At 61.5% G+C, this 18,907-nt stretch carries 16 protein-coding genes; 2 read left to right on the top strand and 14 right to left on the bottom strand.

Annotated features, from left to right (window positions below):
* The 7 genes from NCHOL11_RS18480 to recO all read right to left on the bottom strand — a co-directional run.
* Positions 1-2,199: beta strand repeat-containing protein (locus tag NCHOL11_RS18480; protein WP_255254704.1), on the bottom strand; the 2,199-nt coding region annotated here is incomplete at its 3' end.
* 690 nt (positions 2,200-2,889) lie between these two features.
* Positions 2,890-3,408: a tetratricopeptide repeat protein gene (locus NCHOL11_RS04280; protein ID WP_236574904.1), complete on the bottom strand. Its 519-nt coding sequence runs from the start codon at positions 3,406-3,408 to the stop codon at positions 2,890-2,892.
* Positions 3,409-3,526: 118 nt separating this feature from the next.
* Positions 3,527-4,318, bottom strand: coding sequence for a LysR family transcriptional regulator (locus NCHOL11_RS04275; protein ID WP_097091213.1), 792 nt, complete (start codon positions 4,316-4,318; stop codon positions 3,527-3,529).
* Positions 4,315-4,713 carry a Co2+/Mg2+ efflux protein ApaG gene (gene apaG, locus NCHOL11_RS04270; RefSeq protein WP_097091212.1) on the bottom strand — a complete coding sequence of 133 codons (399 nt, stop codon included), beginning with the start codon at positions 4,711-4,713 and terminating at the stop codon, positions 4,315-4,317. The genes NCHOL11_RS04275 and apaG overlap by 4 nt, the downstream gene beginning before the upstream one ends.
* Positions 4,714-4,746: 33 nt before the next feature.
* Complete coding sequence (locus tag NCHOL11_RS04265; RefSeq protein WP_097091211.1) at positions 4,747-5,955, bottom strand: trans-sulfuration enzyme family protein; 1,209 nt, start codon at positions 5,953-5,955, stop codon at positions 4,747-4,749.
* Positions 5,956-5,965: 10 nt separating this feature from the next.
* Entirely contained in the window at positions 5,966-7,012 is a 1,047-nt protein-coding gene (gene leuB / locus NCHOL11_RS04260) for a 3-isopropylmalate dehydrogenase (protein WP_097092721.1), read from the bottom strand.
* A gap of 51 nt (positions 7,013-7,063) precedes the next feature.
* The gene (gene recO / locus NCHOL11_RS04255; protein ID WP_097091210.1) at positions 7,064-7,798 is read right to left on the bottom strand and encodes a DNA repair protein RecO; all 735 of its coding nucleotides are present in this window, start codon (positions 7,796-7,798) and stop codon (positions 7,064-7,066) included.
* Positions 7,799-7,928: 130 nt separating this feature from the next.
* Between recO and NCHOL11_RS04250 the strand changes: the two genes are divergently transcribed.
* Complete coding sequence (locus NCHOL11_RS04250) at positions 7,929-9,638, top strand: histidine kinase (RefSeq protein ID WP_097091209.1); 1,710 nt, start codon at positions 7,929-7,931, stop codon at positions 9,636-9,638.
* Positions 9,638-10,291, top strand: a complete 654-nt coding sequence (locus tag NCHOL11_RS04245) for a response regulator (protein WP_255254703.1) — start codon at positions 9,638-9,640, stop codon at positions 10,289-10,291. The genes NCHOL11_RS04250 and NCHOL11_RS04245 overlap by 1 nt, the downstream gene beginning before the upstream one ends.
* 77 nt (positions 10,292-10,368) lie before the next feature.
* Here the strand turns inward: NCHOL11_RS04245 and NCHOL11_RS04240 are convergent, their stop codons facing one another.
* Genes NCHOL11_RS04240 through nuoL form a run of 7 tightly spaced genes read right to left on the bottom strand, consistent with a single transcriptional unit; the run spans position 10,369 to position 18,902 of the window.
* Entirely contained in the window at positions 10,369-10,629 is a 261-nt protein-coding gene (locus NCHOL11_RS04240) for a DUF1467 family protein (protein WP_097091207.1), read from the bottom strand.
* Positions 10,630-10,640: 11 nt separating this feature from the next.
* Positions 10,641-12,278: a ribonuclease J gene (locus NCHOL11_RS04235; protein ID WP_097091206.1), complete on the bottom strand. Its 1,638-nt coding sequence runs from the start codon at positions 12,276-12,278 to the stop codon at positions 10,641-10,643.
* Positions 12,278-13,057, bottom strand: a complete 780-nt coding sequence (locus NCHOL11_RS04230; RefSeq protein WP_097091205.1) for a type III pantothenate kinase — start codon at positions 13,055-13,057, stop codon at positions 12,278-12,280. Before NCHOL11_RS04230 ends, NCHOL11_RS04235 begins: the two co-directional genes overlap by 1 nt.
* A gap of 16 nt (positions 13,058-13,073) precedes the next feature.
* Positions 13,074-13,772, bottom strand: coding sequence for a biotin--[acetyl-CoA-carboxylase] ligase (locus NCHOL11_RS04225; protein ID WP_255254792.1), 699 nt, complete (start codon positions 13,770-13,772; stop codon positions 13,074-13,076).
* Positions 13,773-13,777: 5 nt separating this feature from the next.
* Positions 13,778-15,214 carry an NADH-quinone oxidoreductase subunit NuoN gene (gene nuoN / locus NCHOL11_RS04220; protein WP_097091203.1) on the bottom strand — a complete coding sequence of 479 codons (1,437 nt, stop codon included), beginning with the start codon at positions 15,212-15,214 and terminating at the stop codon, positions 13,778-13,780.
* A complete protein-coding gene (locus tag NCHOL11_RS04215; RefSeq protein WP_097091202.1) occupies positions 15,214-16,788 on the bottom strand; it encodes an NADH-quinone oxidoreductase subunit M in 1,575 nt (524 codons plus the stop codon). Before NCHOL11_RS04215 ends, nuoN begins: the two co-directional genes overlap by 1 nt.
* A complete protein-coding gene (gene nuoL, locus NCHOL11_RS04210; protein WP_097091201.1) occupies positions 16,788-18,902 on the bottom strand; it encodes an NADH-quinone oxidoreductase subunit L in 2,115 nt (704 codons plus the stop codon). The genes NCHOL11_RS04215 and nuoL overlap by 1 nt, the downstream gene beginning before the upstream one ends.
* Positions 18,903-18,907 lie beyond the last annotated feature (5 nt).

Below are 18,907 nucleotides of genomic sequence, written 5' to 3'. Positions count from 1 at the left end.
GGTAGCGAGCAGCGTATAGCTGTAGCTCACTGCTCTCGTCGCAGCATTGTAGCCCGTGAGCGTCAGCGTCCCCTCGCCTGTGTTCACCACCCCATTGGTCGTGCCGAATGCTTGCATCTGCGCCAGGGTGAAGCTTGTGCCACCCACCGTGATGCTGGCGATGCCGTCCGTCGCAGAGACGGTGAAAGTGCCGGAGGTCACATGGCTGCCGTCATGCGCCGTGCCGCTCGGCAGGCCCGCCTCATAGACGGTCGCGTCTGGGCCGGTCGCTGCTGCCGTGACGACGCTTGCGCTGTCATCGGCGCCCTTCACCGTGATGGTCAAAGTCGCGGGCGACTGGTCGCCATCAGCATCCTGCATCGTATAATGGAGCGTGAAGTCCTGGCTGAACCCGCTGCCCAGCGCCTGCGTCGCCGACCGGCTGTTGTCGAGCACATAGCTCCAGCTGCCGTCGCTGTTCTGCGTCAGCGTGCCGTAGCTGTTGAGTTCCGCCACCGCCGCGGCATCCGCGCCCCAGGCGACGAAGCTCTTGGGCGTATCAGCGCCCGACACATCGTTGCTCAGCACATTGCCGGAGAGGGTGCTTGCGGCACTGTCTTCTACAACAACATTGCCGATATCATCGATGGACTGTGGCCGGTCATCCACGATGCCGATGTTCAGCGTCGTACCTGCAGCATCTCCATCGCTGTCGGTCACGGTGACTGCAAAGCTATCCTGCGTGGCATCGCCCGACGTGGGGGTTTCCAACGTATAGCTGTAGCTATAGCCGGCCGCCGGCGAACCGCTTACCGTGAGCGTGCCGAAGCTCCCCTTGACCGTTCCGCCATTGGTCACGTCAACATTGTTGATGACCAGCGAACCGACCGCGTCGTTGCCGGTGGCAATGAGGAGGACGCCAGCGGCGGTCTCCCCGTTCGAAGCGGCACTGGAACCATTGGGGTTCAGCGCGGCCTCATCGACCAGCGTGTCCGATCCTGCCTGAACCTCGACGCTCGGTGTCGAATCCGGTTGCAGAGTGATGGTAACGGTGGCCTGCGACGTATCTCCATCACCGTCCTGGATCTGGTAAACGAAGCTGGCCCTGCCTTCCTGACCAGCTACGGGCGTGAAAGTGAAGAGGCCGGTCGTGGGATTGTAGACCACCGTGCCTTCGGCCGGACCACTGAGGATGGTCACGCGCACGGCGGGATTATTGTCTATGTCGACGCCGTCCGCGCCGAAAACGTCGTTGGCGAACGCATTGATGGCGACCGGGGCATCCTCTGCGCTCTGCTGGACGACATCATCATGCGCGGTAGGCACGTCATCGATAACGCTGATCACCAGATCCTTGGTGACGCTGTCGCCGTCCGAGTCTGTCACCGTGACCGTGAAGTTGTCGGTTACGTTGTCACCCGACGTATTGTCCGTCACGGTGTAAGTGTAGCCGACAGAGCCCGGAGCGATGCTGACGATGGTCAGCGTGCCACTGGTCCCGACAATCGTCTGCCCTACAGCCGTGATGATCTGGCCATTGATCGCGATCGTTGCCGGTGCGTCCAGCGCAACATAGGTGATCGTGCCGGTAGTCGTCTCAATCGGAGCCGGTTCATTCGACCCGGGAGACTCGCCCGGGCGGTTCACTACGCCCAGCCCTGATTCATCGACGACTGTGCCAGCACCTGAGCTAGGAACCTCAAGCTGAGGCAGATTGTCCTCGTCTTCATCCGCCGCGATGGGAAGGATTTCCTGCTCTTCAGGTTGGCTGAAGGACAATTCGGTCGGCGGCAGCAGGTCACCCAAACCATGAGGATTTCCAACATCCCCTTCGGCAGCCAGGAAATTGCCGCCAGAACTGCGGGTCGGGCCGGCAGCGGGCTGCGGTTCTTCGCCGATCAACAGCGCGGCCAGGTTGACCGAAGGAATTTCCACGTCGCCTACGACGATGCGCGGTACGACGACGGCGCCGTCCAAAATGACCATCTGTGTGCCTTCAGGCAGGGTGACGATCAGGTTACGGCCGTCAACGGCTATGTCGTTGATGTCGGTTCCCGCGGGGAGGACAACGACGCCGTCTGCGCCAATCGCGACAGCGCGCATCGTGCCTGGCTGGATATGGTGCCCCTTCACCCGAGCAGCGAGTGCATCCAGTGCGGGGTCATGCGCCTGCTGACGGTCAGCGGCGGCATCGACATTCCATTCGCGCTCGAAATCCATCTTTCCATCCCATCTGTCACCGTGGGACGGACCGAAGAAGTGCGCAGAAGATCGTTCCCCAACGCAACACGAGCATTGAGAAGTTCATCTTCATCGACATATGGCATTAGCGGATCAGCTATTGCCTATTGTCTGCAATCTCCCGTCGGTGAGGCTGAACAAGCCTTCGACCGCCCCGGATTAACCCCATCGTCTTATTACTTCTGACCCGACGGCTAATCTTATTCGGTGGCAGTAAAGTGAGTCACGGAAAATCAACTTTTATTAACCATTTAAATGCAATAGGGTCGAAAAAATAACTCACGTATTATTTCGAACGATATAGTTATTTAGATATCCATATATCCTTCGTCTTATAGCTGGAAAGCAATCTAAGTTAATTCTCTTTTTGGCCTCTGATGCGACTCGGACGATGCGCCTTGTCATTCAGCGGGTAAGATGATGTCCCATCGGCTGAGCGCCTAACCCGCAAATGATAAGCGGGCGGCCAGCCAATTAGCCGACCGCCCGCCCATTTGCGACCCAACGGATTTACATTCATTAGCGCGCCAAGTCCGCAAACGGCAGACATCCTGCCGACGAATAGCGGAAAATTGAACGCCTGCGTCCGATGGTGACATGGGGATAGCAGCCGCAGACAGTTTAGCAATTAACCCTACGGGCTATACCTTAGGTATAATGAACATCGCCTCAGTCCGCCGCCGTGGCAGCATCGCGCGTGGAAAGGCGCATCGCAATATCTTCCATCCGACGGCTGCGCTCGCTGGTTGCACCGGTTGTTCTACGGAAGGAGGCCAATGCGTAAGTCACCAAGGGCGCAGCGGCGTCCGGCCGCTTTCGCGCCAGGTAAAAGTCGATCAAATTCTCCAGCGCCAACTGGCAATTCGGGTCGTCTTCGCCGCGCGTACGCAGATAGCTGTCGAATACCCGCCGAAGCAATTGCTCGGTATCGCGATAATGACCAGTGCTCTCCGATAATAGGGCGAGATCATTGGCGGAGATCAACGTGCGGGGATCATCAGGCCCGAACAGATCGTCGGCCAGCGCCAGTGCCTTTCGCGCGGGCTCAGTGCCTTCCAGCGGGCGCCCTGCAGCATAGGCCCCCTGCGCTGCCGCCACCAAGGACCGCCATTCCTTCTCCCTCGCCTCAGTGACGTCCGCTACATAGGGCGCTTGCGCCCAGGTGGCAGGCGTCAGGCAGAGGAGCAACAGAGCGCACGCTCCAGCTTTCCCGTTGAAGCATCGAAGGACCATCGCGCTACTCCCCCTCATCGCATCGACCAGCCAGAAAAAACTAACCGCAGCAAAGAAGGCCGCGAACCGCTGGTCAGGAAAGGAGCGCCTCTATCAAGGCCTTCACCTTCTTCTGGCGCCATTGCGGCAGCGGAGCGATCAACCAATAGCCAAGCGTGGAAGCCTGCTGTTCCCCCACCTGCTTCACCCGCCCCGCCTCGATATCAGCCTGCGCCAAAAGCAGTGGCACTGTAGCTCGCCCGAAACCGTTGATCGCCGCTTCAATGGCGAGCCCGGCGTCCGCGACGCGGATCGCCGCCGGTTCGCTCGCTGTGGGACAGCCGGGCCAATCGACACGAAGCTCAGGGCCGCCGTCCGCCGCTTCAACAGTGACAAAGCTCGCCTCGCCCAGCTTCACCCCTTCATGTTCGCCCGGCCCGTCAGTCAAACGCAACGCCAGGTCGAGATTGGCCTCCGTAAAGTCCAGCGTCTCGTCCGCCGCCACCAGCGCGAATTTGAGATCGGGTTGGCTGGCAGCATAGCTGGCGAGGCGCGGTTGCAGCCATTTGGCGGTGATGTCCCGCGGAGCGGCTATGGTCAGCGAGGAACTGGACTGTCCCGCCTGCATCGCTCTTACCGCTTCTTCGAATTCCAAGAAGCCCGCCCGCAAGGCTTCCAGCCCGGCTTCGGTTTCCGGGGTAAGCTCCAGGCCCTTGGGCGTTCGGCGGAAGAGCACGACGCCAAGCAGGTCCTCCAGCGCGCGGATTTGCTGGCCAACGGCTGCGGGTGTCACCGCCAGTTCGTCGGCCGCCCGCGTGAAAGACAAATGCCGCGCTGCAGCATCCAGCACGCGCAGGCCGTTCAACGGCAAATGCGTACGCTTCATTCGGCAACCGCCGGGGCTATGAGCGCGAAATGAGGAATAGCGATGTCGAACGTCTCCCCGCTGGCGCCGATCATGTGATAATGCCCGCGCATCGATCCGGTCGGCGTGTTGAGTGGGCAACCCGAAACATAGTCATAGCTTTTTCCCGGCTGTACCACCGGTTGCTCGCCAACCACGCCGTCACCATCCACCCGATGCTGCGCGCCACGCCCATCCGTGATCACCCAATGGCGTGTGAGCAACTGCACGGGCTGATCCCCGTCATTTTCGATTCGGATATGATAGGCCCAGAACCAGCGCCCGCGATCAGGCTCCGATTGCTCCGGCAGGAACGTAACAGCAACATGCACGTTTATATCGCGTGTGGTCGCATGAAAGGGAAAGAGCGCGTTCACGGCTAAAGAAATGCGCCTTTCCCCCTGCTCTCGTCAACGGCCTATCGACTTGAGCGCGCGATCGAGGTCCTCGATCACATCGTCCGCATCTTCCAGACCGACGTTTAGCCGCAGCATGTCTTCAGTGATGCCAACCTCCAGCCGTGCCTCTTCGGCCATGCCGAAATGGGTCGTCGAAGCAGGATGCGTCATCAGCGACCGGGAATCCCCGATATTATTGCTGATGTCGACCAGCTCCAGCCCGTTGAGCAGGCCATGGGCTTCTTTCCGCCCGCCGCCGACGTAGAGGGAGAAGATCGGCCCGGCCATCTCCATCTGCTTCGCCGCAAGGGCATATTGGGGGTGGCTTTCCAGGCCAGGGTAAAGCACCTTCGCCACCCTACCCTCCAAGAACTTCGCGACCTTGAGCGCATTCTCGCTCTGACGGCGGATACGCAAGTCCAGCGTCTCCAGACCCTTCAGCACCACCCAGGCATTGAACGCACTCAGCGTCGGCCCAGTGTTGCGGTGGAACGGCAGAAGCGTGTTGAGGATAAAATCCTCCGTTCCGCAGATCGCGCCTGCCAGAACGCGACCCTGGCCGTCCATCATCTTGGTCGCGCTGTAGGCAACGACATCCGCGCCGAACTCCAGCGGCCGCTGAAGCGCCGGTGTTGCGAAGGCATTATCGACCACGCTGACGATGCCATGCTTCTTCGCGATACCGCAGATGGCTTCCAGATCCGCAACGTCCATCGTCGGGTTGGCAGGCGTTTCGAAGAAGAATACCTTGGTATTCGGCCGCACCGCCGCTTCCCAGGCATCATTGTCGGTAGCTTCGACGGTGGTCGTCTCGATCCCGAACTTGGGCAGCAGCGTGTCGGTCAGCCAGCGGCACGATCCGAACAGCGCCTTGCCAGCCACCACATGGTCGCCTGCCGACAGCTGGCACAGCAGCGCCGCCGTCATCGCCGCCATGCCCGTCGCGGTCGCGCGGCAGGCCTCGGCGCCCTCCAGCAGCGCGATACGCTTTTCGAGCATCTCGACGGTCGGGTTCTGCAGGCGGCTATAGGTCATGCCCTGCTGATCACCCGCGAAGCGCGCTGCCGCGTCTTCGGCGCGGTCGTAGCAATAGCCGCTGGTCAGAAACAGCGCCTCGGACGTTTCGCCCCATTCGCTACGCGCGCTGCCGCCCCGCACGGCGAGGGTCGCGGGCCGCCAGTTCTTGGTGATAGCCGGGTCCTGCCCGCTCCTGCGCTTCATCGCTTCTTCCTCAGTTCAGCGCCGCGAGCACCGCGTCGCCCATCTCGACCGTGTTCATGGTTCCACCCAGATCGGGGCTACGCGCACCATTGGCGAGCGCCTTGGCAACAGCAGCCTCGATCCGGTCAGCCTGTTCCGGGAGCCCAAGCGAGTAACGCAGCATCATCCCCGCCGACAGGACCGTTGCAAGCGGATTGGCCTTGCCCTGCCCTGCGATATCGGGCGCGGAACCATGGATCGGCTCGTACAGGCCCTGATTGCTGTCGTTGAGGGTCGCCGAGGCCAGCATGCCGATCGATCCAACGCACATGCTCGCTTGGTCGGACAGGATGTCGCCGAACATATTGCCTGTCACGATGACGTCGAACTGGCCCGGATCACGCACCAGCTGCATCGCGGCATTGTCCACATACATGTGGGACAGGGCGACATCGGGATATTCGGCCGAAACCTCGATCACCACGTCGCGCCACAGCTGGCTGGTTTCCAGGACATTCGCCTTGTCCACCGAGCAGAGCTTGCCGCGCCGCGCGCGTGCGGCCTGGAAGCCCTGATGCGCGATCTTGCGCACCTGCTCTTCGTTATAGGACATGATGTCATAGCCTTCGCGCAGCCCGTCGACCGTCTTGCGCATGCCTTTCTCGCCGAAATAGACGTCGCCATTGGTCTCGCGCACGATCAGCAAGTCGATGGCGCTCGCCACCTCCTTCTTAAGGGCAGATGCGTCGGCGAGCTCCGGAAAGACCTTTGCCGGGCGCAGATTGGAAAACAGCCCCAGCGCCTTGCGCAGCCCAAGGATCGCCTGCTCCGGCCGCAAATGCCGTTCCAACGAGTCGCAGTCGGGATCACCCACCGCGCCGAACAATATGGCGTCCGCACGCCGTGCGATGTCCAGCGTTTCAGGCGGCAACGGGTGGCCCACCGCCTTATAGGCAGCCCCGCCAACCAAACCTTCTTCATAGGTCAGGCCCTCGATCGCCAGCGCGTCGAGCACGCGCCGCGCCTGCGCGATGATCTCCGGACCGATACCATCTCCAGGGAACAGGGCGATCAACATGGCGCGAAACTCCTTCAATGTCGTGGCCGCCCCTTATGAAGCCGCCGCGCCTCACGCAACCGCTCTTTTCAGTCGATCGACCAGCCTTTCGCGCGCGGCAAGCGTGTCAGCCCGCCAGTCGGTCAGCACCGACCGCTCCAGAAAGAAGCCGGTCAGCTGCAATCCGTCGACTATGCTTGGCCAGTCGCCGCTGCCTCCTTCGATCAAAAAGCGGGGCAATGGCAGCAACCGCCTTTCATATCCCTCCGCGCCTGCCCTGCTGACCGCTGCGGCACTGCGCGGGCTTACAAAGGCCAGATCCTCGTTGCCGCCCGTCGCCGCGCACCGCCCAAGATCGAGGCCAAAGCCCAATTCGGCCAGCATCAGCAGTTCGTAGCGCACCAGTGCAGCGCCCCAGCCTCGCGCCGCTGGCGCGGCATCGATCGCCCCAAGGACGCCGTCCAAGGCCTGGTACAACGCCGGATACGGTGTTCCCTCCGGCAAAGCCACTGCCGTCAGGGCACATATCCAATCGATCGCGGCAGCCGGTAACGGCTCGGACAGCAATGGCGCCCGGCTGTGATCCAGTTCGACCGCTAGCCCGGCAAGCTGCTCTTCGGTTCGTGCCCGGAATTCCGCCTTCACGCTATTCCCGGGCAGCAGCACGGGACGCAATGCGCGGGCTCGACCTCCCCGAACATAGCCCGCCAGCAGGCCATGATCCGGAGTCAAAAGCCGTGCAATGGCACCATGTTCGCCATGGGACCTAACCCCGCAGATCAGGGCAGGAGTGATAAGCACAGCCATCCGCCATCCTTAGCGGCGCATGTTTCGCCGCGCCATGCCATTGGGTGCATCGGGATAAAAGATTGATATATGTTGTTTCTGTCGCCCGGCTGTGGTGAAACATGGCGGTGGAGTCGGGGGACAAGCCACCATGTTGAATATGCCCAAGGCGTCATCTACCGCGATGGACCGCCTGGTGCTTTGGTTGGGTCGATCACCGACGCTGGGTTTTGCCATATCCCGCGTCGCCTTCGCCGTTGCCGCCACGTGGCAGATCACGGCGATGTTCGATCCCGAACCCGATTTCATGCATAGCGCAATGCTCATTCAGAGCGGCCTATGGCTCTGGACTGCCCTTGGCGTGGCCCAGCATGTCCTGTCGCCGCCTCTCGGCCTGTTGCTCCGGCCACTGACATTGATCGTGGACGCGATCATCTTCCTGACGGTGATCGCCCTTTGCCAACCCTTGCAAATTCCGGCGCTCGCTTGCCTCTTCTTCGTTGCGTGGTCCGCTTCCGAACGGTTCGGCCGCGGCTCGATCATCGTGCTGGCACTTTGCCTCGTCCTCGCTTTCCTGGCGCGAGGGTCTTACGAGCCTTGGGCCGCTGAACGTCATGTTGCGGAGGTCGACCGCGCGATCGATGGCATCACCGTCATCATCGGCTGCACCATCGCTGCGTCGATGCTCAGCATGTCGATACTGGAACGGCGGCTGATCAACTGGTCCGAACGGTTGCAGGCCGTGGGACTGTCTTTCCAGAAATCGCTACCGCGCTTCGTGGTGGAACAGATATCCGAGCTTATGGCGGCTCGCTATTGTGCTTTCATCTGGCAGATCGGCGATGGCGCAAGCCACTGCGAACTCGCCAACACCGACGGTGTTCACACCGTCTCCCTGACACAGCAACAAGTGGAAGCCCTGACGCGCATTTCACCTACGGACGCCCCCTTTGTCTACGCTGGCCAATCCAGCCGCCTGCTTATGCGCAATCGTCTGGGGATAACGCGCACGGAGAAGGCCACGCACCTCACGGAGGCACTGTCGAGCCTGTTGGGTCCAGGACAGGGCGTCAGCTTCCACGTCCAGGCTGGAGAATTGCGGGGCCGCCTGTATGTCGGTGCGCGCCATGGCTGGTCCCCCGCCGCACTCCTCCGCGCGTTGCGCATTCAGGAAGGGCTGGAACTCTTCCTGGAACGGCATTTCTTCTTGATCGCATGGCGGGATCGGACTTTTGCGGAGGCTCGGCTTGCGCTCAGCCGCGATCTTCATGACAGCGTCCTTCAAACGCTTGCCGCGCTGCGCGTCCGCCTGGTCACTGCGCAACATGGCCTCGCCGCCATCAACGCGCCGCACCAGCTTGCCGAACTGCTCGCGATGGAGGAACTCGTCACGGCAGAGCAGGCGCATCTGCGCCGCCTGCTCAATGTCACGGACACTGGTCCGGACGATGTCGACCTTGTTCACGATGTCGAGGCCTGCTGCCGGTTCATTGCCCTGCAATGGGGGATCGAGTGTCGGCTCAATCCGATCGATCATCCCATGATGGTGACGTCCGAAACAGCCGCAGAGGTCGAGTTCCTGCTCAGGGAAGCTGCTGCGAACGCGGCGAAGCATGCCGCCGCGAAACACATCACCGTCTCGCTTGCGAAGGCGGATGATGAGATTCTGATCGCACTGAAGGACAATCCCGGCGCCCAACCCATTGAGCAGCAAAGCTATACCGGCGACTTTGAACTCCAGTCGCAATCCATCATGAAGCGTTTGGGAAAGATCGGCGGCACCGCCTATTTCCACAATTTAAGCATGAATTCACTTATTTCGATTAGGCTTCCTTCATCCCTGCCGAGGTCCCCGATATGATGGCGCAGATTGCGATAGTAGACGACCACCCGATCTTCCTTGACGGCATGGCGCAATTTCTAAGCTCGCATGGGCATGATGTCATCTTCTGCGCCCGCTCCGTTAGCGAGGCGATCGCCCGACTTAAGGCAGATCAGCCGGACCTGCTGATCCTCGACGTCAGCATGAAGGACGGCGGCGGCCTCGCCATCCTTTCAGCCATTCGGGAAAGCGGCAGCACCGTGCCCGTCATCTTCATGACGGTCCACATCCGGCCCGACCAGACTTTGGAAGCAATAAAGCTGGGCGTGGACGGCGTCGTCCTCAAGGACAGCGACCCCAAGGAACTGCTCACCTGCATAACCGAGGTTCTGGACGGCAATAAAAGCATTTCGCCCACCGTCATGGAGCAGGCCTTGGTGCACAGCATATCCGCCCCATCGAACGAAAATAACAGCCTTGCTGCCCTCACCGATCGGGAACTGGAGATTGCCGGGCTGATCCGCGCTGGCCTGCGCAACCGCGAAATCGCGGCCCGCTGCGGCCTGACCGAAGGAACGGTCAAGGTGCATCTCCACAGCATCTTTCAGAAGCTGGGCATAAAATCCCGCTCCGAACTCATCATCATGATGTTGTCGATGGACAACGACATACCGGCCGTTGGATTGCACTGACGGCTGCGCGCAACTCTTGACGGCTCAATACTTGTCCAGCCCCTCACCACCGTCCGGGTCGAGCTTGTCGAAACCCCTCACGAACGGCGCGTGATCTGCTCCAGCGTTACCCAGCCCTCGACATAGTTGGCATAATATAGCCCGAACAGCACCGCCGACAGGATCGTAGCACGAACGGCTACCATGCCGGGACGGAAGTTGCTGGGCGCGCTATCCGCCTGTCCCGTCAGCATCACTTCACCCGTCTCATCGGGCGTGCGGATGCCGAACGGCAGGACGATGAACGCGCTGATGACCCAGAACAGCACATAAATGGCGAGGATCGCGTACCAGTTCATGGCGCGCAGCCTTAGGCCCGAATGAGGAGCACGTCCACCACGGGCTTCTTGCCCGTCCAGCGTGTCGCCGTCCGGCGCACGGCCAGACGTACCCGCTCACGCAGCGCCTCTTCTTCCTGCGAGCCCTTGCCGACAGCTTCCGCCGCCTCATCCGCGGCTTCGGCCAGAAACGCAGCCTTGTCCTCTTCCACAGGCACGCCTTGCGTACGCAGCGCTGGCTCGCCCATCAGCTTGCCCTTGCGATCGAGAGCCACCGCGACGCTGATCTGCCCGTGCAATGCGACCTTGCGCCGCTCATTCATCGTTGATCCATCCGCAGGCAGGATCACGTCGCCATCCAGAACCAGACGCCCAGTCGCCTCATGCCCGATGATCTCGGGGCCATTGGGCGCAAGCCGCAGCAGGTCACCATTGGACTGGACGATCGCGCTGGGGACGCCGCTCGAAAGCCCAAGCCGCGCCTGCTCCGCCATATGCCGCCGCTCACCATGCACCGGCAGCAGAATCTGCGGCCGCACCCAACGATACATGGCCTCAAGCTCCGGCCGTCCCGGATGACCCGACACATGCACTTCCGCCTGACGATCCGTGACCATCAGCACGCCCTTCGCCGCCAGCGCATTTTGAATGCGCCCGATGGCGATTTCATTGCCCGGAATCTGCTTGGACGAGAAAACGACGAGATCGCCGGTATCGAGCTTGATTGGATGACTGTCGAAAGCGATCCGCGATAGCGCCGCCCGCGCTTCCCCCTGCCCTCCGGTGGCGATAATCATCACCTCGTTGCGGGGCAGCGCCATCGCGTCGTCCCAGTCGACCGTGGGCGGGAAATCCTTGAGATAACCCGCCGTCCTCGCGGTCGAGATGATCCGGTCGAGCGACCTGCCCGCGACACACAGTTTGCGTCCAACGGCATTCGCCACTTCGCCCAGCGTCTGCAAACGCGCGGCGTTCGAGGCGAAGGTCGTGACCAGCACACGCCCCTTCGCGCCGGTGATCGTCTGCATCAGCCCTTCGCGCACGTCTCCTTCGGAACCGCTCGCCTCGGGATTGAACACGTTGGTACTGTCGCACACCAGCGCCAGCACGCCTTCATCACCAATCGCCGTCAGTTCTTCCGGCGTCGACGGCTGCCCCAGCACTGGCTTCTCATCGATCTTCCAATCGCCGGTATGGAACACGCGTCCGTGAGGGGTGTCGATTAACACCGCATTGCCTTCGGGGATCGAATGCGCCAGCGGCACGTAGCGGAACCCGAACGGCCCCAAGGCAAAGCTTCCCTCATTGTCGATCACGTTAAGCTCGAGCTCGCTGATAAGGCCTTCTTCCTCCAGCTTCAGCCTGATCAGCCCCGCCGTGAACGGAGTCGCATAGAGCGGCACACCCAGATCGGCGGCGAGATAGGGTATTGCCCCGATATGATCTTCATGCCCATGGGTGAGCACGATGCCGAGCAGGTCCTCACGGCGCTCCTCGATAAAGGACAGGTCTGGCAGCACCAGTTCGACGCCGGGATATGCCGGGTCGGCGAATGTCAGGCCTAGATCGACCATCACCCACTTACCCTGGCAGCCATAAAGATTGACGTTCATGCCAATCTCCCCCGACCCGCCAAGGGCCAGGAAGAGCAGCTCGTCTTTAGGTGTCATCAGTTCTTCAAACTCCGCTCGTGCAACAGCGCCAAGCCCAAAATTGTGAGGTCAGGCGCGATCGCATCGAAAATTTCGCTATTCTCATCGAACAGGACGGCAAGGCCGCCTGTCGAAATCACCTTGGCCGGACGGCCAATCTCCGCCCGCATCCGGGCAGCCAGCCCTTCCATCATCGCCACATAGCCCCAGAATACCCCGATATGCATCTGCGCTTCGGTGGTCCGACCGATAACCGAACGGTTCTCCGGTGGCGCAATGGCGATCTTCGGAAGCTTGGCGGCCGCCGCTACCAGCGCGTCGAGCGACAGGTTGATACCGGGCGCGATGATCCCGCCCTTGTACGTCCCTTGATAGTCGATGACGTCGAAAGTCGTTGCAGTCCCAAAATCTATGACGATCAAATCGCCTTCATATAGATGGTGCGCAGCGATGGCGTTGACAACCCGGTCCGCCCCGACGGAAGCAGGCTCCGCGACATCAAGTTCCACCCCCCATTCTACCGGCGCCTGCCCCGCGACCAGCGCAGCCGTCTTGAAATATTTCTCCGCCAGCACCTGAAGATTATGCAGCGCGCGCGGCACGACCGTGGCGATGATCACCGCATCGACATCCGCGATGCCATAGCCCTCCAGCATCAGCAACTGGTTCAGCCACACCGCATATTCGTCCGCCGTCCGGCGCGGGTCTGTCGCGATCCGCCAGCGCGCACGGATCTCACGCCCGTCAAGCAGCGCGAAAACCACATTGGTATTGCCCGCGTCGATCGCGAGAAGCATGGCCCGTCCCCGGATATCAGATGAGTAGGATGTCGCCCGCATGAATGGCACGTGTGCCGCCATTCGCCAAGCGGAGGATCAGCATGCCTTGCTGGTCAAGCGTATCGAAAGCCCCTTCGATCGTCTCGCCGTCAGGCTGCACGACCCGCATTGCCGTGCCCTTCGGATGAGCGTTCAGCAACCAGTGCGCCCGCACTGGCTCCAACCCTTGAGCCCGCCAGACAGCCAGCCAATGCCCGAACAATTGCGCCAACCTCTCCAGCAGCGCTCCCGCTTCTGCATCAGCGGCACCTTGCGCTGCAAGACTTGTGACAGGCCTGTCCAACCCGGCCGGATGATCCACGACATTGATGCCGATGCCGACAACAATCGCGTCGCCTGCCCGTTCGAGGAGGATACCCGCGATCTTCGCGCCATTGACCAGGACATCATTGGGCCATTTGATCCGCGCCTGCCCGTCGCACGATGGAGCAACGAGCGCATGAACCGCGTTCGCCGCGACGAGCGCAAGTAGATGAGCAGGCGGATCGCCCGCGCGCAGCCGCACCAGTGTGGAACAATAGAGATTGCCCGTAGGACTTTCCCAGGTCCGCCCCATGCGGCCTCGCCCGCCGACCTGACGGCCCGCACGCAGCCATGTTCCTTCCGCCACGCCCTGATCCGCCAACGCCAGCATGTCGGCGTTGGTTGATCCGGTCTCTTCGACGAAGCGGATGTCGCTCAGAACAGCGACGCCGCAGCCGCCGCGCTCGCTTGATCGAGCACCGGGTTCAACAGATATCCGACGACGATCACCACCGCGCAGGCGGTCAGGATGACATTTTCGACCGCCCCGCCCCGCGCCTCATAGGCGGTAGCCGGTTCATCGAAGTACATCGTCTTGATGATCTTCAGATAGTAGAAAGCGCCGATCACGGAAGCCGCGATGCCGAATGCCGCCAGCGCAGTGAGACCCGCCGCGACCGCCGCATCGAACACAAGGAACTTGGCCCAGAAGCCGAACAGCGGCGGGATGCCGGCCATGGAGAACATGAAGATCCCCAGTGCAGCGGCCAGTCCCTTGCGCGACTGCGACAGGCCCGCCAGGCTTGCGATGCTTTCCACCGGACGGCCTTGCGCATCACGCATCTGCAGGATGCAGGCAAAAGCACCGATCGTCATGACGACATAGATCGCCATATAGCTCATCGTCGCCGCCACGCCCGCAGGCGTCGCCGCAGCAAGGCCGATCAGCGCAAAGCCGACATTGTTGATCGACGAATAGGCCATCAGCCGCTTGATGTTCGTCTGGCCGATCGCCGCCACCGCGCCGAAGATGATCGAAGCCAGCGCCACGAAGATCACGATCTGCTGCCAGTCGAGCCCAGCGGGCCCAAGCGCTTCGATCGCGACGCGCACGGTGAGCGCCATCGCTGCCACCTTGGGCGCGCTGCCGAAGAAGGTCGTGACTGGCGTCGGCGCGCCTTCATAGACGTCGGGCGTCCACATGTGGAACGGAACCGCGCTCATCTTGAACGCAAGGCCAGCCAGCAGGAACACCATGCCGAACAGCTCGCCCTTGCCCACGCCATCGCCCAGCGCCACCGCGATGCCATCAAAGCTCGTGCTGCCGGTGAAACCGTATAGCAACGCCGTGCCATAGAGCAGGATGCCGCTCGCCAGCGACCCCAGCACAAAATATTTAAGGCCAGCCTCGGAAGACCGCTCATCCTGCCGCATGAAGCTCGCCAGCACATAGGCGGCAAGGCTCTGCATCTCCAACCCGACATAGAGGGTCAGCAGGTCACCGGCCGACACCATCATGCCCATGCCGACGCTGCTGAACAGGATCAGAACCGGATATTCCGGACGCACTGCACCACCAGCAGCGAAATAGCGCGGCGCGAGCAGGATCGCGGCGCCCGCCGAGGCGTAGATAAGCGCCTTGGCAAAGATCGAGAAGGCATCCGCGCGCACCAGCCCGTCAAATGCCAGCGGGCCATGCTCCATAGACACCGGCAGCATCAGACCCGCGACGAGAAGCGTGAGCACCGACAGCCAGTTCACTACGCGTGCGGTGCCATCACCGCCAAAAGCAGCCGTCAGCAGCAGGACCAAGCCGCCCGCTGTCAGGACAAGCTCCGGCAGAACGGCAAGAAGGGAAGCGGAATCAATCATCAGTGCGCCTCCCCCGACGCTTTTTCATGGGACATAGCGCTATGGTCTTCGCCGTGATGCGCTTCAGCCTTTGGGACGGCGGGACCCATCTTGATCCTGCTATCACCCACCGGAGCCGCAGAGGCGATGCGGGCCTCCAGCGCGCGGATATCGGACCGCATCGGCGCCAGGAAGCTCTCAGGATAGATGCCCATCCACAGCACGGCGGCGGCGATCGGCGCCAGCAGCCACATTTCCCGCATCGACAAATCAGGCATTGCGGCAGCGTCGGCATTCTTCTGCTCGCCATAAGCGATCCGGCGATAGAGATAGAGCATATAGGCCGCGCCTAAAATGATACCCGTCGTGCAGACCAGCGCTACCCAGCTCGACGCCTGATAAATGCCCATCAGCGCTAGGAACTCACCGACGAAGTTGCTCGTGCCCGGAAGACCGACCGACGCCATGGTGAACAGCAGGAACAGGACCGCATATTTCGGCATGTTGATGCTGAGCCCGCCATAGCGCGAAATCTCACGCGTGTGCAGCCGGTCGTAGATGACGCCGACACACAGGAACAGCGCGCCCGACACCAGGCCGTGGCCCAGCATCACCATCATCGCGCCTTCGATCCCCGCCTGGTTGAAGGCGAACAGGCCGACCGTCACGATCGCCATGTGCGCAACCGACGAATAGGCGATCAGCTTTTTCATGTCGGTCTGCACCAGCGCGACGAGGCTGGTGTAAACCACGGCCACCATAGACAGACCCCAGACCAGCCAGGCGAGCTGCGCCGATGCTTCCGGGAACATCGGGAGCGAAAAGCGGATGAAGCCGTAGCCACCCATCTTCAGCAGCACGCCCGCCAGAATGACCGAGCCGGCCGTCGGCGCCTGCACGTGCGCATCAGGCAGCCAGGTATGCACCGGCCACATCGGCATCTTGACCGCGAAGCTCGCGAAGAAGGCAAGGAACAGCCAGATCTGCACATGCGGATCGAAATTATAGGCCATCAGCGTCGGGATGTCGGTGGTGCCTGCTTCATGCACCATCCACATCATCGCGATCAGCATCAGCACCGATCCGAGCAGCGTATACAGGAAGAATTTGTAAGACGCGTAGATGCGATCCGCCCCGCCCCAGATGCCGATGATCAGATACATCGGGATCAGGCCAGCTTCGAACATCACGTAGAAGAGGTAGATATCCTGCGCCGTGAAGACGCCGATCATCAGCACCTCCATGAACAGGAAGGCTGCCATATATTCGCCCACCCGCTTCTGGATCGCTTCCCAGCTCGCCCCGATGCAGATCGGCATCAGGAAGACGGTCAGCATGATCAGCACCAGGGCGATGCCGTCGATGCCCAACGCCCAGGCGAAACGCCCGAAGATCGGCGCATATTCCTGGAACTGCCACTGCGCAGCGCTGCCCGACTGGTCGAAATTCGCCCACAGCAAGACGCCCAGCGCCAGATCGACCAGCGTCGCCAACAACGCTATCCAGCGCGCCGTGTTCGCGCCCGCATAGAGACAGGCGATGGCCCCCGCCATCGGCACTGCCATCATCAGGGAAAGGATGGGGAAGCCGTCCATTATCGTGTCATCGCCCAGGTTGCGGCCGCGGCGAGGCCGATCAGCATCACCAACGCGTAAGTGTAGAGGTAGCCGGACTGTAGCCGACGGGTGACTTTGTTGCCCTGCACGACCAGCGCGGCGAGCCCATTGGGCCCGAAGCGGTCGATGAAGCCCACATCACCGAACTTCCAGAAGAAGCGGCCGATGGCGAAGGCAGGCTTGACGAACAGGAAGTGATACAGCTCGTCGAAATACCATTTGTTGAGCAGGAAGCGGTACAGCACACCGAACTCCGCCACGAACCGGCGCGGCCAATCGGTATTCTTGATGTAACTCAGCCACGCGATCACAAAGCCGGTCAGCATGACCGCGAAGGGTGAGAATTTGACCCAGGTCGGGACCTCATGCGCGGCATGCATCAAATGGCTGTCGAACGCCAGGGCGCCCTTCCAGAACTCGATGCCGCCTTCGGCTCCGATGAACTGGTCATGGAAGAGGAAGCCCGCGAACACCGCGCCCAGGCTGAGCACAACGAGCGGCAACAACATGACCCAAGGGCTCTCATGTGGGTGGTAGCCACCGGTTCCGCCGTGCAGCGCATGCGCGTCCGCTTCATGTCCGTGCGGATCATGGCCCGCATTTTCCTGAGCGGGAGCGTTGGCATGCTCCGACCCATGACCATGCGTCGCATGATCGTCATGAGCGGTTTCTTCGTCCGGCGATTCATGATGCCCATGAATCGCATGCTGGATATGCTCTGATGCGGCCCAGCGCGGCTTGCCGAAGAAGGTGAGGAACACCAGACGCCAGCTATAGAAGCTGGTGAGCAGCGCGGCGAATACACCGACCAGGAACGCCCCGGTGCCATAGCCACCTGCGGCGAATGCCGATTCCAGGATCGCGTCCTTCGAATAGAAGCCCGCAAAACCATAGCCCAGCAGTGGAATGCCGACACCCGTGATCGCCAGCGTGCCCAGCGTCATCGTCCAGAAGGTGACCGGGATTTCCTTACGCAGCGCACCATAATAACGCATGTCCTGTTCATGATGCATGGCATGGATGACCGAGCCTGCCCCCAGGAACAACAGCGCCTTGAAGAAAGCGTGCGTGAACAGGTGGAACATCGCCGCTCCATAAGCGCCGACGCCTGCCGCGAAGAACATATAGCCGAGCTGCGAACAGGTCGAATAAGCGATAACCCGCTTGATGTCGTTCTGCACCGTCCCAACCGTCGCCGCGAACAGGCAGGTGGCAGCGCCGATAAAGGTCACGAAACCAAGCGCTGTCGGCGACACCTCGAACATCGGCGACAGGCGGCACACCATGAACACGCCCGCAGTCACCATGGTCGCCGCGTGGATCAGCGCCGACACAGGCGTCGGGCCTTCCATCGCGTCCGGCAACCAGGTGTGCAGGCCGAGCTGCGCCGACTTGCCCATCGCGCCGATGAACAGCAGCAGGCAGAGCACGGTCATCGTGTCGAAGCGATAGCCCAGGAAGCCGATAGTGGAACCGGCCATCGAGGGCGCGGCTTCCAAAATCTCCGGGATCGAGATGGTGTTGAACACCAGATAGGTGCCGAAAATGCCGAGCATGAAGCCGAGGTCACCGACGCGGTTCACGACGAACGCCTTGATCGCGGCCGCGTTTGCGGAGGGCTTACGGAACCAGAAACCGATCAGCAGATAGGAGGCGAGGCCCACGCCTTCCCAACCGAAGAACATCTGAAGCAGATTGTTCGCCGTAACGAGCATCAGCATCGCGAAGGTGAAGAGCGACAGATAGGCAAAGAAGCGCGGCTGATCCGGCTCCTCCTCCATATAGCCCCAGCTGTAGAGATGAACGAGGCTCGACACGCTGGTGATGACCACCAGCATGACCGCCGTCATCGCGTCCACACGCAGCGCCCATTGCGCGTCAAAGCTGCCCGACTGGATCCAGGTGAAGGCCGGGGCCACATAGGGTTCGGCATGGCCGGTCAGGAAGCTGATGAAGATTGGCCAGCTAAGCGCGCAGGAAACGAACAGCGCGCCGGTGGTGATGATCTTCGCGGGCAGCTTCCCCAGCGCCTTGTTGCCAAGGCCCGCGATGACAGCCGCGATGAGCGGGAGAAGGACGATAAGCTGGATCATCGAGC

This window comes from Novosphingobium sp. Chol11 (assembly GCF_900218065.1).
In the GTDB taxonomy this organism is placed as follows: Bacteria; Pseudomonadota; Alphaproteobacteria; order Sphingomonadales; family Sphingomonadaceae; genus Sphingobium; species Sphingobium agri.
The sequence above is the reverse complement of the archived record's forward strand: the minus strand, read 5'-3'. Positions and strand labels throughout refer to the sequence as shown.